The sequence below is a fragment of the Burkholderia cepacia complex sp. TUM26381 genome (assembly GCF_057439935.1).
The window spans coordinates 3,202,035-3,217,837 of the sequence record NZ_CM172006.1 but is presented as its reverse complement, the minus strand read 5'-3'; the positions used below and the strand labels follow the sequence as shown (position 1 = coordinate 3,217,837).

Genomic DNA, 15,803 nt, shown 5'->3' with positions numbered 1-15,803 from the left:
GTGCCATGCCAGGACGCGGCGCCGGCGCCGCGGGTTCGTTTCGAGAGGTCTGATTTGTCCATGCAATCTTCCCGTCAGGGTCCGGCCGCTGCGCCGATCTCGCCGGCGGCCCGCAAGCGCGGCCGCTGGATGCTCGTGCTGCTGGGTCTCGTGTGCGCCGCGCCGATGATCGCGTCGTACTTCACCTATTACGTGATCAAGCCGAAGGGCGGGTCGACCAACTACGGCACGCTGATCGAGCCGCAGCGCCCGATCCCGGCCGGTCTGCAGGTGACCGACGAGACCGGCAAGACCGTGCCGCTGTCGTCGCTGCGCGGCGTATGGCTGTTCGTGATGACCGATCGCAGCGCGTGCGACGACGCATGCGCGCAGAAGCTCTATTTCATGCGCCAGATCCGCGTCACGCAGGCCGGCGAGCGGCACCGGATCACGATGGTGTGGCTGCGCAGCGATGCGGGCGCGACGCCTCAGAAGGTGCTCGACGCGTATCCGGACACGCGTCGGCTCGTCGCCGATCCGGCCGCCGTGGCCGCATGGCTGCCGGCCGACGCCGGCACGAAGGACAGCGACCACATCTACATGGTCGACCCGAACGGCAACCTGATGATGCGTTTTCCGAAAGACCCGAATCCCAGCAAGATCAAGTCGGACGTGACGAAGCTGCTGAAGTGGTCGAGCATCGGTTAAGGCGAGAGAACGAGGCACCATTCCGATGTCGTATCTACTGCAACTCGGCCTGATCGGCTTCTGCATCGCGCTGCTGCCGCTGTCGTACGTGTGGGTGAAGGCCGACGACAACAAGTTCCGCAAGCTCGTGTGGATCACCACGTTCCTGACGCTCGACCTCGTGATGTTCGGCGGTTTCACGCGGCTGACCGATTCGGGGCTCGGCTGCCCGGACTGGCCCGGCTGCTACGGCACGTCGTCGCCGTTCATCGCGCATGCCGCGATCTCGGCCGCGCACCAGGCGATGCCGACAGGGCCCGTCAGCATGACGAAGGCGTGGATCGAAATGATCCACCGCTATTTCGCGATGGCGATCGGCGTGCTGATCATCGCGCAGGTCGTGATCGCATGGGCCGCGCGGCTGCGCCGCCGCCCGCTGCACGTGTCGCCGTGGTGGCCGACGAGTTTGCTGCTGCTGATCCTCGTGCAGGGCGCATTCGGCGCATGGACGGTCACGATGAAGCTGCAGCCGGTGATCGTCACGATCCACCTGCTGCTCGGCCTCACGCTGCTCGGTACGCTCGGCTGGCTCGCGGCGCGGCAGACGCCGCTGCCGTCGTATGACCCGGAGGCGGGGCGCTTCCGGGCGGCCGCGCTCGCGGCGCTCGTGCTGCTGGTCGTGCAGATCGCGCTCGGCGGCTGGGTGAGCACCAACTACGCGGTGCTCGCGTGTACCGACTTCCCGACCTGCAACGGCCAGTGGATCCCGCCGATGGACTTCCAGCACGGCTTCCATCTGTGGCGCGCGCTCGGGATGACGAAGGACGGCGACGCGATCACGCAGGATGCGCTGGTCGCGATCCACTGGACGCACCGCACGTTCGCGTTCGTCGTGGTCGCGTACCTGGTCGCGTTCGCGCTGAAGATGCGCCGCTTCGAGTCGCTGCGGCGGCCCGCGAACGGCGTGCTGCTGGTCGTGCTGCTGCAGTTCGTGACGGGCCTGACCAACATCGTGCTGCAGTGGCCGCTGCCGGTCGCCGTCGCGCACAACGGCGGGGCCGCGATCCTGCTGCTGCTCGTCGTCATGTTAAACTTTCGCATCCTTTCAAGCCGCCCCGGCCGTGTCGCGCAGCCTGCGCGCGACGCCGCCCCGGCGTGACCGTCCCCATGCAAAGCACCCTCTCCCAATCGCCCGGTAGCCGCTTCTCCCAGTACATGGCGCTGACGAAGCCGCGTGTCACGCAGCTCGCAGTGTTCTGCGCGGTGATCGGCATGTTCCTCGCGACGCCGGGCATGGTGCCGTGGCATGTGCTGATCGGCGGCACGGTCGGCATCTGGCTGCTGGCCGGCGCCGCGTTCGCGATCAACTGCCTCGTCGAACAGAAGATCGACGCGATGATGCGCCGCACCGCGTGGCGCCCGTCCGCGCGCGGCGAGATCACGACGCCGCAGATCCTGCTGTTCTCGGCCGTGCTCGGCAGTGTCGGCGCATGGACGCTCTATACGTTCACGAACCCGCTGACGATGTGGCTGACGATCGCGACGTTCGTCGGCTACGCGGTGATCTATACGCTGCTGCTGAAGCCGATGACGCCGCAGAACATCGTGATCGGCGGCGCGTCGGGCGCGATGCCGCCGGCGCTCGGCTGGGCCGCGGTCACCGGCGCGGTGCCGGGCGATGCGTGGATCCTCGTGCTGATCATCTTCGTGTGGACGCCGCCGCATTTCTGGGTGCTCGCGCTGTATCGCCGCAAGGATTACGAGAACGCGGGGCTGCCGATGCTGCCCGTCACGCACGGCGAGAAATTCACGCGGCTGCACATCCTGCTGTATACGGTGATCCTGTTCGCGGTCACGATGATGCCGTTCATCTCCGGGATGAGCGGGGCCGTCTACCTGACGAGTGCGGTGCTGCTCGGCGCGGTGTTCTTCGCGTATGCGTGGAAGATCTACCGCGACTATTCGGATGAACTCGCCCGCAAGGCCTTCCGCTACTCGATCGTCTACCTGTCGCTGCTGTTCGCCGCGCTGCTCGTCGATCACTATGCACGCCCGCTGCTCGGCGTATAACCGCACGGTTTGAACGCAATGCTCCAATCAAGGTTCGGGCGCCGCGCGCGCCAAGGCTGGATGCTCGCGTGCGCATTCACGGCAGCGCTGCTGCTCGCCGGATGCGACAACGCGCCGAAATTCCAGAATCTCGACATCACCGGCAACACGCAGTTCGGCAGCGACTTCTCGCTGCCCGACACGACCGGCAAGGTCCGTACGCTCGGCGATTTCAAGGGCAAGGCCGTCGTGATGTTCTTCGGCTATACGCACTGCCCGGACGTGTGCCCGACCACGATGGCCGAGCTGTCCGAAGCGCTGAAGCAGCTTGGGCCCGACGCGGCGAAGCGCGTGCAGGTGCTGTTCGTCACCGTCGATCCGGAGCGTGACACGCCGGCGCTGCTCGGCCAGTACGTGCCCGCGTTCGACCCGTCGTTCATCGGCCTGCGGCCGGCCGACGAAACGGCGCTGAAGAAGGTCACGAAGGATTTCCGCGTGTACTACGCGAAGGTGCCCGGCAAGACGCCCGGCAGCTACACGATGGATCACACGGCCGCGAGCTACGTGTTCGACCGCGACGGCAAGCTGCGCCTGTTCGTGCGCGACGGCCAGGGCCCCGCCCCGTGGGTCCACGACCTGAAGCTGCTGGTCGACTGACCGGCCGCCGCCGGGCGCCCGGCCCGGCGTTTCATGTGACGGCCAATCTGCGCCGTCACGCTTCCCCCTTACCGTTGTCTGCATGCGCGGCCCGCCGGCGGCGCGTCTGCCTGCGCGCGTGATGCGCAGCTGTCGCGTTACGGCAGCGCCGGCACGTTGAAGCCGGACGCGGCGCGCGTGATCCGGAATTCGGTCACGCGGTACGTGGCGAGCCCTTCGGTGACGAACGGGTCGGTCTCGAGGATCGCGTCGAGTGCGTCGCGATCGATGCGGGCCGCGAGGATCACGCCGCCTTCGCGCGGCACTTTCGGCCCCGCGGCGATGAAGATGCCCTTGTCGAACTGCGGCTGCAGATACGCGCGGTGGCGTTCGAGCGCGTCGTCGATGCGCTCGAGCGACGCGGTGTAGTGGATGTCGATGACGTACATGGATGGCCCTGGAATGACGCCGGCGCGTGGCGCGCCGGTCAGCCGGTCTTTGTAGCACAGCGGATCGGGGCTGTCGCGCCGGCACGGCCCGCCGGCCGCCCGTTCGTCGCACCGTCGCGTATTCAAGTTGTAAGCCTCGATGCCGTAAATAAAAGGGCAACCGTTTGCGCGGGACAGGCCGTTCGCGCGCATCGGCGCAACGACATCGACAGAGGCACGCAGATGAGCAGAATGAGTTTGAACCGCAAGCTGTGGCTCGCGCTTGCGCTGGTATGGATCGGTCTCCTGGGCGTCGGCGCATGGAGCGCGTACGAGACGCGCGCGACGATGCTGGACGAACGCAAGGCGGGCATCGCCAATCTCGTCGACTCGGCGGCCGGCATCGTGAAGGCGTATCACGCGCTCGCGCAGAGCGGCACGCTGCCCGAGGCCGACGCGAAGCGCGACGCGCTCGCGAGTCTCGCCGCGATGCGCTACGGCGATTCGGGCTACGTGTTCGTGATGGACTCGAAGCCGGTCGTGCTGATGCACCCGACGCTGCCGAAGCTCGTCAACACGCAGGTCGGCGACTATCTCGATCCGGACGGCAAGCCGCTGTTCGTGACGATCCTGAACGCGGCGAAGGCGACCGGCAGCGGCTTCGCCGAATATCGCGGGCGGCTGCCGCACAGCGAGACGGCCGTGCCGAAGATCGGCTACGTCACGCGGTTCGCGCCGTGGGACTGGAACATCTCGAGCGGCGTGTTCCTGAAGGACATCGACACCATCTACTACCGGACGCTGCTCGGCCACCTCGCGGTGGTGTTCGTGATCGGCTTCGTGATTAGCGCGGCGATGCTGGTGATCATCCGCAACGTGCGCGGCAGCCTCGGCGGCGAGCCCGACGAAGCGGCCGCGCTCGCGGCGCGCATCGCGCAGGGTGACCTGACGCAGCCGGTGCCGGTGCGCGCGGGCGATCGCACGAGCATGATGGCCGCGATGCACGACATGCAGGCGCGGTTGCAGGCGACGATCGGCGGGATCCGCCAGTCGGCCGAATCGATCGCGTCGGCGAGCCGCCAGATCTCGGCCGGCAACGACGACCTGTCGCAGCGCACCGAGGAGCAGGCCGCGTCGCTCGAGGAAACGGCCGCGAGCATGGAGCAGCTGACCGCAACGGTGAAGCAGAACGCGGACAACGCGCGGCAGGCGAGCGGGCTCGCGAACAACGCGTCGGACATCGCGCGCACCGGGAGCGACGTCGTGAACCGCGTGATCGGCACGATGGGCGAGATCGACGACAGTTCGCGCAAGATCGCCGACATCATCGGCGTGATCGAGGGCATCGCATTCCAGACCAACATCCTCGCGCTGAACGCGGCGGTCGAGGCCGCGCGCGCGGGCGAGCAGGGCCGCGGCTTCGCGGTGGTCGCGGGCGAGGTGCGCTCGCTCGCGCAGCGCAGCGCGACGGCCGCGAAGGAGATCCGCGAGCTGATCGTCGCCTCGGTCGAGCGCGTGCGCAACGGCTCGACGCTGGTCGGCCAGGCCGGCACGACGATGGGCGAGATCCTGCAGGCCGTCGCGCGCGTGACCGACATCATGGGCGAGATCGCGGCCGCGTCCGAGGAGCAGGCGAGCGGCATCACGCAGGTCGGGCGCGCGGTCACGCAGATGGACCAGGTGACGCAGCAGAACGCGGCGCTCGTCGAGGAAGCCGCGGCGGCGGCCGCGTCGTTGCAGGAACAGGCCGCGCGGCTGCGCGATGCGATCGGCGCGTTCCGGGTCAACGACACCGGCGGACTGGCGTCGCGCCGGGCCGGCGCGCGGGTGGCCGAACCCGCGTTCGGCGCGAAGGCGGCTGATGAGGCGGTGGCGATGTGACGCGCGCCGGCCGGGGCGCGACTCGTTTGAAATGCAACTAACGGCCAAGTCGCGTCACGGCCGCCAGCACCGCTGCGGTGCATACCCATATGAGCGGGATGTATTTCACTTCCCGCCGATCCTGTGACACCATTTGCCCCTTCCTGCGAGTCGGGGCTTACCCGTATCGCGCCCCATTTCCAGTAAGCAAGAAAGCGAGAAACAGATGAAGCGTCGCAGTCTCCTGAAGGTATTTTCCGTGCTGGCCACCGGCGCAGCGCTGACGCTGTCGGCAGGCGCGCACGCCGAAGACAAGGTGATCAAGGTCGGCACGGTCGCCGGCCCGGATTCGGAAGTGTGGCAGCTCGTGCAGAAGGTCGCGAAGGAGAAGGAAGGCCTGAACGTGAAGGTCATCGAGTTCAACGACTACGTGCAGCCGAACGCGGCGCTCGATTCGGGCGACCTCGACGCGAACAGCTTCCAGCACCAGCCCTACCTGGACAGCCAGGTGAAGCAGCGCGGCTACAAGATCGTCAGCGCGGGGCTGACCTACATCTCGCCGATCGGCGTGTACTCGAAGAAGATCAAGGCGCTGAAGGACCTGCCGCAAGGCGCGAAGCTCGCGGTGCCGAACGATCCGTCGAACGAGAACCGCGCGCTGCTGCTGCTGCAGACGCAAGGCGTGATCAAGCTGAAGGCGGGCGCGGGCACGGGCGGCAACAACGCGACGGTGCTCGACATCGCCGAGAACCCGAAGAAGCTGAAGATCTCCGAACTCGACGCCGCGCAACTGCCGCGCGTGCTGTCGGACGTCGACGCCGCCGTGATCAACACGAACTACGCGCTGGCCGCGAATCTGCAGCCGACCAAGGACGCGATCGCGCTCGAAGCGCTGACGAGCCCGTATGCGAACCTGATCGCCGTGCGCGCGAAGGACAAGGATCAGCCGTGGGTGAAGAAGCTGGTCAAGGCGTACCAGTCGCCGGAAGTGAAGGAATTCATCAAGAAGCAGTTCAAGGGCTCGATGGTCGCGTCGTTCTGAACGCCGCCTACCGGCCGGACCGCTGAACGAAAAGGGCCTGCATCGCGCAGGCCCTTTTTCTTTGGCGCGCGGTATCGATCAGCGCCCGTTCACATCTCGCCGCGCCGCGAGCAGATCGACATGATCTGCTGGATCGCGTAGTTGTCGCGCACGCCCGGCAGCGATTGCACGACGCACTCGTGAAAGCGCCGTTCGCGCGGCAGCAGCATCGCGTTGTTGCGGTACAGCGCGTCGCACGAGCGCTGGATCAGCTGCGCCGCCGCGCCGTTGCGGCTTTCGCGCAGCGCATTGAGCATGCAGTTGTCGTATTGCTCGCTGCCGTCGGTCAGCGCGAATGCCGCACCCGGCAGCGCCAGCGCGACAGTGGCGAATGCGACGGCTCGGATCCCCCGTTTCATCTGCCCTCCGATCGAGTGGATTGGGTCGGCCGACAGCATAACGTAAAGCCACGAGCTCGGCTGACGCGTTGGCACGATGCGTGCCGAAGCCGCCGCCGGACGGGCCTTGCACGCGGTCGCCGGGGGGCGGCGCGTGCTGCGATCCGGCGTGCCGGGCGAAAGCGCGGAGTCAGGCGGTGGTCTGCGGAAATGGTATCCTCGTGCGTTCGCCGCTGCACGCTTTCCCGGAGCGTGCGCGGGCCGATCGCCGGCGTGTCGCACGCGCGGCGGCGCCCGCCCGACGGCGGCGGGAATCCATTATCCAGAACCGACACAATACGGGGGAGACTCACCCATGAAGCGATTCAAGACTTTCGCGATCCGTTCGATCACGGCCGGCGTGGCCGCACTCGCGCTGGCAGGCGCCGCGCAGGCACAGACCGTCAAGGTGCTGTCGATCGTCGATCATCCGGCGCTCGATGCGATCCGCGACGGCGTGCGCGCCGAACTGAAGGCGGAAGGTTACGGCGACGACAAGCTCAAGTGGGAATACCAGAGCGCGCAGGGCAACACGGGCACGGCCGCGCAGATCGCACGCAAGTTCGTCGGCGACAAGCCCGATGTGATCGTCGCAATCGCGACGCCGGCCGCGCAGTCGGTCGTCGCCGCGACGAAGAGCGTGCCGGTCGTCTATTCGGGCGTCACCGATCCGGTTGCCGCGCAGCTCGTGAAGGGCTGGGCCCCGTCGGGTTCCAACGTGACGGGCGTGTCCGACAAGCTGCCGCTCGATCGCCAGGTCGCGCTGATCAAGCGCGTCGTGCCGAATGCGAAGACGGTCGGCATGGTCTACAACCCGGGCGAAGCGAATTCGGTCGTCGTCGTGAAGGAGCTCAAGGAGATCCTCGCGAAGCAGGGCATGACGCTGAAGGAAGCGGCCGCACCGCGTACCGTCGACATCGGCCCGGCCGCGAAGAGCCTGATCGGCAAGGTCGACGTGATCTACACGAACACCGACAACAACGTCGTGTCCGCGTACGAAGCGCTCGTGAAGGTCGCGAACGAAGCGAAGATCCCGCTCGTCGCCGGCGACACCGACAGCGTGAAGCGCGGCGGCATCGCGGCGCTCGGCATCAACTACGGCGACCTCGGCCGCCAGACGGGCAAGGTCGTCGCGCGCATCCTGAAGGGCGAGAAGCCGGGCGCGATCGCGTCGGAGACGAGCAGCAACCTCGAACTGTTCGTGAACACGGGCGCGGCCGCGAAGCAGGGCGTCACGCTGGCACCGGATCTCGTGAAGGAAGCGAAGACGGTCATCAAGTAAGCGGCGCGACCGCCGCGCTTGCAGGCCCGATCCGGGCCTGGACGACATCGCCGGACGGGCGGTTCCCACCCGGAGCCGCCCGTTCGCTTCGCCCGGCCGTACACGTCCGGCCGGGAAGCAACAGGATTTCCCCATCATGTCTCTGTTCTCGTTTCTGGGCGCACTGGAGATCGGCCTGATCTTCAGTCTCGTCGCCCTCGGGGTGCTGATCTCGTTTCGCATCCTCAACTTCCCCGACCTCACCGTCGACGGCAGCTTTCCGCTCGGCGGCGCCGTTGCGGCGACGCTGATCTCGGCCGGCTACGACCCGTTCACGTCGACGCTGATCGCGATCGTCGCGGGCGCGGTGGCCGGCTTCATCACCGGCTGGCTGAACGTGCGCCTGAAGATCATGGATCTGCTCGCCAGTATCCTGATGATGATCGCGCTCTACTCGGTGAACCTGCGGATCATGGGCCGGCCGAACGTGCCGCTGATCACCGAGCCGACGCTGTTCACCGTGCTGCAGCCCGACTGGATGCCCGACTACGTGCTGCGTCCGGCGCTGCTCGCGATCGTCGTCGTGATCGCGAAGCTCGGCCTCGACTGGTTCTTCTCGTCGCAGCTCGGCCTCGCGATGCGCGCGACCGGCGCGAACCCGCGGATGGCGCGTGCGCAAGGCATCGCGACCGGCCGCGCGACGCTCGCCGGGATGGCGCTGTCGAACGCGCTCGTCGCGCTCGCGGGCGCGCTGTTCGCGCAGACGCAGGGCGGCTCGGACATCTCGATGGGGATCGGCACGATCGTGATCGGGCTGGCCGCCGTGATCATCGGCGAGACGCTGCTGCCCGCGCGCCGGCTGGTGCTGACGACGCTCGCGGTCGTGCTCGGCGCGATCGTCTACCGCTTCTTCATCGCGCTCGCGCTGAACAGCGAATTCATCGGCCTGAAGGCGCAGGACCTGAACCTCGTGACGGCCGCGCTCGTCACGATCGCGCTGGTGCTGCCGGCGACGCGCAAGAAGCTGTTCGCGCGCAAGAACGGAGGGGCATGACATGCTGTCCGCACAAGATCTCAAACTCACGTTCAATCCCGGCACGCCGATCGAGACGCGCGCGCTGCGCGGGCTGTCGCTCGAGATTCCCGACGGCCAGTTCGTCGCGGTGATCGGCTCGAACGGCGCCGGCAAGTCGACCTTCCTCAATGCGGTCAGCGGCGATCAGCGCGTCGATTCGGGACGTATCGCGATCGACGGCACGGATGTGACGCGCAAGGCCGCGTGGGACCGCGCGCACCTCGTCGCGCGCGTGTTCCAGGATCCGATGGCCGGCACCTGCGAGGCGCTGACGATCGAGGAGAACATGGCGCTCGCGATGGCGCGCGGCGTGCGGCGCGGTTTCCGTGCCGCGCTCGACCGGCCGTCGCGCGAGCTGTTCCGCGACAAGTTGCGGCTGCTGAACCTTGGCCTCGAGAACCGGCTGACCGACCGGATCGGGCTGCTGTCCGGCGGCCAGCGGCAGGCCGTGAGCCTGTTGATGGCGTCGCTGCGGCCGTCGCGGATCCTGCTGCTCGACGAGCACACGGCCGCGCTCGACCCGAAGACGGCCGCGTTCGTGCTGGAGCTGACCGCGCGCATCGTCGCCGAGAGCAAGCTGACGACGATGATGGTCACGCACAGCATGCGGCAGGCGCTCGACTACGGCGACCGTACGGTAATGCTGCACCAGGGGCAGGTCGTGCTCGACGTGTCGGGCGACGCGCGCAAGGGCCTCGACGTGCCGGACCTGCTGCAGATGTTCGAGAAGGTGCGTCACGAGCAGCTCGACGACGACGCGCTGCTGCTCGGCTGACGGGCGGCAGGCGGGCCGGCGCGGTGCGGGGTGTCGCATCGTGCCGGTTTGACGGCGGGGTGGTGTGCCGGCCCGCCGGGCGACACGATCCGGCCACGCCCGCTCCGGCGCGGCGTAACATGACGGCCGCGCCGGCTTTCCCGTCGTTTTTCCTCTGATGAAAACCGGTTACGCACCGGTGCTGTGCGACGCGGGCGCATTGCCATATACTGTATATCCATACAGTTGTGGGTGGCGTCATGCTCGCATCCTCCATTTCTCCCGAATCCCTTCATCCGTCGCTCTGGCGCGGCTCGCAGCTCGCGCGCGGCGGCCCGCGCACGATCGAGACCGGCTTCGCGCCGCTGTCGGCCGAGCTGCCGGGCGGGGGCTGGCCGGTCGGCGGGCTCGTCGAACTGCTGGCCGCGCAGCCGGGCTGCGGCGAGATGCGGCTGCTCGCGCCCGCGCTTGCCCGCACCGTCAGCGCCCGGCGTCCGCTCGCGCTCGTCGCGCCGCCGCAATCGCCGCATGCAACCGCGCTCGCCAGCCTCGGGGTGCCGGCCGACGCGCTGCTGTGGTTGCGCGCCGGCAGCCGTACGGATGCGCTGTGGGCCGCCGAGCAGGCGCTCAGAACCGGCTGTTGCGGCGCGCTGCTGCTCTGGCAGGACGCGCGGCCCGATGCGCTGCGGCGCCTGCATCTCGCGGCCGCGCGCACGGGCGACACGCTGTTCGTGATGCTGCGCCCGCTGTCGGCCGCGCGGCAGCCGTCGCCCGCGGTGTTGCGCGTCGCGCTGTATCCCGTGCCGGGCGGCGTGTCGCTCGACATCGTCAAGCGTCGCGGGCCCGCGCGCAGCGAGCCGCTCGTGCTCGACCTGCCGTCGCCCATCGTGGAGAGCCGCTATGCGCGTCTTGCTCGGCATCCATCTGCCGCGCCTGCCGCTCGACGTGTGCGCCCCGCCGCCGTCTGACGCAGCGGCCGGCGGCGCGGGCTGCGCGGTGCTCGAGCAGGGTGTCGTGCTGATCGCCGATGCGGCCGCGCAGCGGCAGGGCGTGCGCGCGGGCATGAAGCGCGGCGGCGTGCTCACACTTGCGCCCGAGACGCAGCTCGTCGAACGCGATCCCGCGCGCGAGGCCGATGCGCTGCGCGCGGTCGCGCTCGCGTTGCTGCGATTCTCGCCGTGCGTCGCGCTCGACGACGAAGCCACGCTGCTCGTCGACGTCGGTCCGAGCCTGCGCCTGTTCGGCGGCCTGCCGTCGCTGTGCCGCCAGGTGCGCGCGACGCTCGCGGCGCTCGGCTATGCGGCGCGCCTGTCCGCCGCGCCGACCGGAGGCGGCGCGTGGCTGCTCGCGCGCACGTCGGCGCGGGCGCGCATCCGGCGCCGCGTCGCGCGCACGGCTTCGCTCGTCCGCTCGCTCGACCGGCTGCCCTGCGTGCTGCTGCCCGATGCGCGTCCGTATGCGGGCTGGTTCGACGGCCTCGGCTGCCGCACGCTCGCCGATCTGCGCGGCCTGCCGCGCGCGGGGCTGCAGCGCCGTTGCGGCCCCGCGCTGCTGGCCGCGCTCGATCGCGCGTACGGCGACGCGGTCGAGCCGCTGGCGTGGATGGCGGTGCCGCCCGTGTTCGACGTGCGGCTCGAATTGCCGGAGCGCGTCGAATACGCGGAAGCCGTGCTGTTCGCCGCGCACCGGCTCGTCGTTCAGCTCTGCGGCTGGCTGGCTGCGCGGCAGCTGTCGCTGGCCGCGATGACGTTCGATCTTGAGCACGAGCGCGGCCGCCAGGCCGTGCCGCCGACGCCGCTCGAGCTCGCATTCGCCGCGCCGGTGCGCGACGAGGTGCACTTCATGCGGCTGCTCGGCGAGCGGCTCGCACGCGTCGAGTTGCCGGCGGCGGTGATCGCGGTGCGCCTGAAGGCGACGCGCGTCGAATCGGTCGCGCCACCGGCCGACGATCTTTTCCCCGAGCCGGGCGGCACGCGCGAGACGCGTGCGCGGCTGTTCGAATTGCTGGTCGCGCGACTCGGCGCGGAGAACGTATTGCGTGCGGCGCCGGTTGCCGATCACCGGCCCGAGGCCGCGAACCGCTGGCTGCCGCTCGATGCGCAGGCCGGCAAGCCGGCCGGCGGGCCGCCCGCGGTGCCGCCGAGGCCCGCATGGTTGCTGGCCGAGCCGCTGCCGTTGCTGATGCGCGGGGAGCGGCCGGTATTTCATACGCCGCTCAGGATGATGTCGTCGGCGGAGCGGATCGAGGCCGGTTGGTTCGATGGCCAGCTCGCCGCACGCGATTATCACGTCGCGCAGGACGAAGCCGGGGCGTGCTATTGGGTGTTCAGGGAGCGGGCGGGGAGCGAGTCCGAGCCGCACTGGTTCCTGCACGGCTTGTTCGGGTGAACGGAGATGGTTGCGGAATTCAGCTGGTTGCCCGATTACGCGGAGTTGTTCTGCCGTTCGAACTTTTCGTTTCTGCATGGTGCGTCGCATGCGGAAGAACTGGTCGAGCGCGCATTCGATCTCGGCTATCGCGGAATCGCGATCACCGACGAATGCTCGCTCGCCGGCGCGCCGCGCATGCACGTCGCAGCGCAGGCGAAAGGGCTGCCGCTCATCATCGGTTCGTATTTCGACGTCACGCCGGATGACGTCGCGCCCGGCCACGACCCGGGCCCCGGTGCGTTCGGGCTCGTGTTGCTTGCGCAGAATCGCGAGGGGTACGGCAATCTTTCCGAACTGATTTCGTGGCGGAGGATGGAAGCGCCGAAGGGTACCTACACGCTGACGTCGAGGATGTTGTCGGCGCCGCCTGCGGAGTTTGCCCACTTGCGCGGCATGCCCGATTGCTTCGCGATTCTCGTGCCCGCGTACCCGGTGCGTGCGGACGTGCTCGAGGCCCAGGTCGCGTGGTTTCGCACGACGTTCGGCGAACGTGCGCGGCTCGGGCTCGTGCAGTTGCAGCGGGCGCTGGACGGTGCGCAGCGCGAGGAGATTCGTGCGGCCGGCGAACGGCGTGGGGTGCGTGTCGTTGCGCTGGGCGACGTGACGATGCACCGGCGCTCGTGCAAGGAGCTGCAGGACGTGATGACGGCGATCCGCGTCGGCATGCCGGTTTCAGAGTGCGGGTATGCGCTTGCGCCGAATGCGGAACAGCATCTGCGTTTGCGACAGCGCATCGGGCAGTTGTACTCGGCGGAAGAGATCGCGGAGACGTGCGCGATTCTCGATGCGTGCGATTTCGAACTCAGCTCGCTTCGCTACGAGTATCCCGACGAGATCGTGCCGAAGGGGCATACGCCGACGAGCTATCTCAAACAGGAGACTCGGGACGGCGCACTTCAACGTTACGCCGGAAAGATACCCGGGCACGTGCAGGAGCGGATCGACTACGAGTTGGCGTTGATCGAGAAGCTGCGCTACGAGCCGTTCTTCCTGACCGTCTACGACATCGTCAAATACGCGCGCAGCCAGAACATTCTGTGCCAGGGCCGAGGCTCGGCCGCGAACTCGGTCGTCTGCTACTGCCTCGGCATCACCGAGGTGAATCCCGAGCAGAGCACCATGCTGTTCGAACGCTTCATCAGCGCGGAGCGCGGCGAGCCGCCCGATATCGACGTCGATTTCGAGCATCAGCGCCGGGAAGAGGTGATCCAGCATATCTACAAAAAATACGGGCACACCCGCGCGGCGCTTGCGGCAGCCGTGTCGACCTATCGCCCGCGCGGCGTGCTGCGCGAAACCGGCAAGGCGCTCGGTGTCGATCCGATGCTGATCGACCGTGTTGCGAAAGGGCATCGCTGGTTCGACGGCAGCCGCGACCTGCTGCAGCAATTCTCGACGATCGGGCTCGATCCGCAGACGCCGCTCATCCAGGCGTGGGCCCAACTCGCCGCGCGGCTGCTCAACTTTCCGCGCCACCTGTCGCAGCACTCGGGCGGTTTCGTGATCAGCCGCGGCAAGCTCACGCGGCTCGTGCCGGTCGAGAACGCCGCGATGGACGGGCGGCGCGTGATCCAGTGGGACAAGGACGATCTCGAGGCGCTCGGGCTGATGAAGGTCGACGTGCTCGCACTTGGCATGCTGTCGGCGCTGCATCGCGCGTTCGACATGCGCACCGCGTGGCGCGGGCCGCCGGAGCCGGACGGCGAGCCGTTCACGCTGAAACACATTCCGCAGGACGATGAGGCGACCTACGACATGATCTGCCGCGCCGATACGGTCGGCGTGTTCCAGATCGAATCGCGCGCGCAGATGTCGATGCTGCCGCGCCTGCAGCCGCGCACGTATTACGACCTGGTGATCGAGGTCGCGATCGTGCGGCCGGGGCCGATCCAGGGCGGGGCCGTGCATCCTTATCTGAAACGGCGCCAGGGTATCGAAAAGGTCAGTTATCCAAAGGAAGATCTGAAGCCGGCGCTCGAACGTACGCAAGGGGTGCCGATCTTCCAGGAGCAGGTGATGCAGGTGGCGATGATCGCAGCCGGCTTCACGCCCGGCGAAGCCGACCAGCTGCGTCGCGCGATGGCCGCATGGAAGCGCAAGGGCAATCTCGAGCAGTACCACCGCAGGATCGTCGACGGGATGCGGGAGCGCGACTATCCGCCCGAATTCGCCGAACAGATCTTCGAGCAGATCAAGGGCTTCGGCGATTACGGTTTCCCCGAAAGCCACGCGGCCAGCTTCGCGAAACTCGCGTACGCGAGCAGCTGGCTCAAATGCCACGAACCCGCGATCTTTCTTGCCGCGCTGCTGAACAGTCAGCCGATGGGTTTCTACCCGCCGTCGCAACTCGTGCAGGACGCGAAGCGCCACGGCGTACAGGTCATGCCGATCGACGTGACGCAAAGCAACTGGGAGGCATCACTCGAAGCGCTGCCCGGCCAGCTGCCGCCGCACGGCCAGCCGGCCGTGCGGCTCGGCCTGTCGCTCGTGCGCGGCCTCGGCGAAGCCGCCGCGCGCCGCATCGAAGCCGCACGCGCAACCGGCCCGTTCGGCAACGTCGACACGCTCGCGCGCCGCGCGCAGCTCGAACGCCGCGACCTCGAAGCACTCGCCGCCGCGAACGCGCTCGCGACGCTCGCCGGTCATCGCCGCGACGCGTTGTGGCAGGCCGTCGCGGCGGCACCGGAGCGCGACCTGCTCGCCGCCGCGCCGATCGACGAAGCGGAGCAGCCCGCGCTTGACGCGCCGTCGGAAGCCGACGACATCCTCGCCGACTATCACACCACCGGCCTCACGCTGAACCGTCACCCGGTCGCGCTGCTGCGGCCCGCGCTGCGCGCGCGGCGGCTGTCGTCCGCAGCCGAACTGCACGACCGGCCCGACGGCCGGCTCGCGCGTGCGTGCGGGCTCGTGACCGCGCGGCAGATGCCGGGCACCGCGAAAGGCGTGATGTTCATGACGCTCGAGGACGAAACGGGCTGCGTGAACCTGATCGTCCGGCCCGAACTGCTCGCGCGGCAGCGCCGCGAGACCCTCGATTCGCGGCTGCTCGCGGCGTCCGGCGTGTGGCAGGTCGCGAGCGACGTGAGGCACCTCGTCGTACAGCATTTCGAGGATCTGACGCCGCTGCTCGGTGGCCTGCGCACGTCGAGCCGCGAGTTCCACTGATGTTCCACTGATACCGGG

Annotated in this window: 14 protein-coding genes; 12 read left to right on the top strand and 2 right to left on the bottom strand. The window is 68.4% G+C overall.

The window, feature by feature from the left end:
• Positions 1 to 60 precede the first annotated feature (60 nt).
• Genes ACWMMN_RS15095 through ACWMMN_RS15080 form a run of 4 tightly spaced genes read left to right on the top strand, consistent with a single transcriptional unit; the run spans position 61 to position 3,372 of the window.
• The gene (locus tag ACWMMN_RS15095; protein ID WP_059233129.1) at positions 61 to 687 is read left to right on the top strand and encodes an SCO family protein; all 627 of its coding nucleotides are present in this window, start codon (positions 61 to 63) and stop codon (positions 685 to 687) included.
• Positions 688 to 712: 25 nt separating this feature from the next.
• Positions 713 to 1,825, top strand: a complete 1,113-nt coding sequence (locus tag ACWMMN_RS15090) for a COX15/CtaA family protein (protein ID WP_059233130.1) — start codon at positions 713 to 715, stop codon at positions 1,823 to 1,825.
• Between the two features lie 8 nt (positions 1,826 to 1,833).
• Positions 1,834 to 2,736 (top strand): heme o synthase, encoded by a 903-nt coding sequence (gene cyoE, locus ACWMMN_RS15085; RefSeq protein WP_059233131.1) that lies wholly within the window; start codon positions 1,834 to 1,836, stop codon positions 2,734 to 2,736.
• Between the two features lie 18 nt (positions 2,737 to 2,754).
• On the top strand, positions 2,755 to 3,372 hold the full coding sequence (locus tag ACWMMN_RS15080; RefSeq protein ID WP_486422811.1) for an SCO family protein: 618 nt from the start codon (positions 2,755 to 2,757) through the stop codon (positions 3,370 to 3,372).
• Between the two features lie 137 nt (positions 3,373 to 3,509).
• Here the strand turns inward: ACWMMN_RS15080 and ACWMMN_RS15075 are convergent, their stop codons facing one another.
• A complete protein-coding gene (locus ACWMMN_RS15075; RefSeq protein ID WP_012329263.1) occupies positions 3,510 to 3,800 on the bottom strand; it encodes a YciI family protein in 291 nt (96 codons plus the stop codon).
• A 222-nt stretch (positions 3,801 to 4,022) separates the two neighbouring features.
• Between ACWMMN_RS15075 and ACWMMN_RS15070 the strand changes: the two genes are divergently transcribed.
• A complete protein-coding gene (locus tag ACWMMN_RS15070) occupies positions 4,023 to 5,660 on the top strand; it encodes a methyl-accepting chemotaxis protein (RefSeq protein ID WP_059233133.1) in 1,638 nt (545 codons plus the stop codon).
• 205 nt (positions 5,661 to 5,865) lie between these two features.
• Entirely contained in the window at positions 5,866 to 6,681 is an 816-nt protein-coding gene (locus ACWMMN_RS15065) for a MetQ/NlpA family ABC transporter substrate-binding protein (protein WP_059233134.1), read from the top strand.
• 89 nt (positions 6,682 to 6,770) lie between these two features.
• Here ACWMMN_RS15065 and ACWMMN_RS15060 read toward each other — a convergent pair whose 3' ends face one another.
• A complete protein-coding gene (locus ACWMMN_RS15060) occupies positions 6,771 to 7,079 on the bottom strand; it encodes a VF_A0006 family four-cysteine protein (RefSeq protein ID WP_059233135.1) in 309 nt (102 codons plus the stop codon).
• 334 nt (positions 7,080 to 7,413) lie between these two features.
• On the opposite strand from ACWMMN_RS15060, the gene ACWMMN_RS15055 reads away from it, so the two are divergent.
• From ACWMMN_RS15055 to ACWMMN_RS15030, 6 genes are all read left to right on the top strand, one after another.
• Entirely contained in the window at positions 7,414 to 8,379 is a 966-nt protein-coding gene (locus tag ACWMMN_RS15055; RefSeq protein ID WP_059233136.1) for an ABC transporter substrate-binding protein, read from the top strand.
• Between the two features lie 136 nt (positions 8,380 to 8,515).
• Positions 8,516 to 9,412 carry an ABC transporter permease gene (locus ACWMMN_RS15050; RefSeq protein WP_059233137.1) on the top strand — a complete coding sequence of 299 codons (897 nt, stop codon included), beginning with the start codon at positions 8,516 to 8,518 and terminating at the stop codon, positions 9,410 to 9,412.
• A 1-nt stretch (position 9,413) separates the two neighbouring features.
• Positions 9,414 to 10,208 (top strand): ABC transporter ATP-binding protein, encoded by a 795-nt coding sequence (locus ACWMMN_RS15045; RefSeq protein WP_059233138.1) that lies wholly within the window; start codon positions 9,414 to 9,416, stop codon positions 10,206 to 10,208.
• 239 nt (positions 10,209 to 10,447) lie between these two features.
• Positions 10,448 to 11,155: a translesion DNA synthesis-associated protein ImuA gene (imuA, locus tag ACWMMN_RS15040; protein ID WP_059233139.1), complete on the top strand. Its 708-nt coding sequence runs from the start codon at positions 10,448 to 10,450 to the stop codon at positions 11,153 to 11,155.
• Positions 11,088 to 12,575 (top strand): Y-family DNA polymerase, encoded by a 1,488-nt coding sequence (locus ACWMMN_RS15035; protein WP_256085292.1) that lies wholly within the window; start codon positions 11,088 to 11,090, stop codon positions 12,573 to 12,575. The genes imuA and ACWMMN_RS15035 overlap by 68 nt, the downstream gene beginning before the upstream one ends.
• Before the next feature lie 6 nt (positions 12,576 to 12,581).
• On the top strand, positions 12,582 to 15,785 hold the full coding sequence (locus ACWMMN_RS15030) for an error-prone DNA polymerase (RefSeq protein WP_342702948.1): 3,204 nt from the start codon (positions 12,582 to 12,584) through the stop codon (positions 15,783 to 15,785).
• The last annotated feature ends 18 nt before the right edge of the window (positions 15,786 to 15,803 follow it).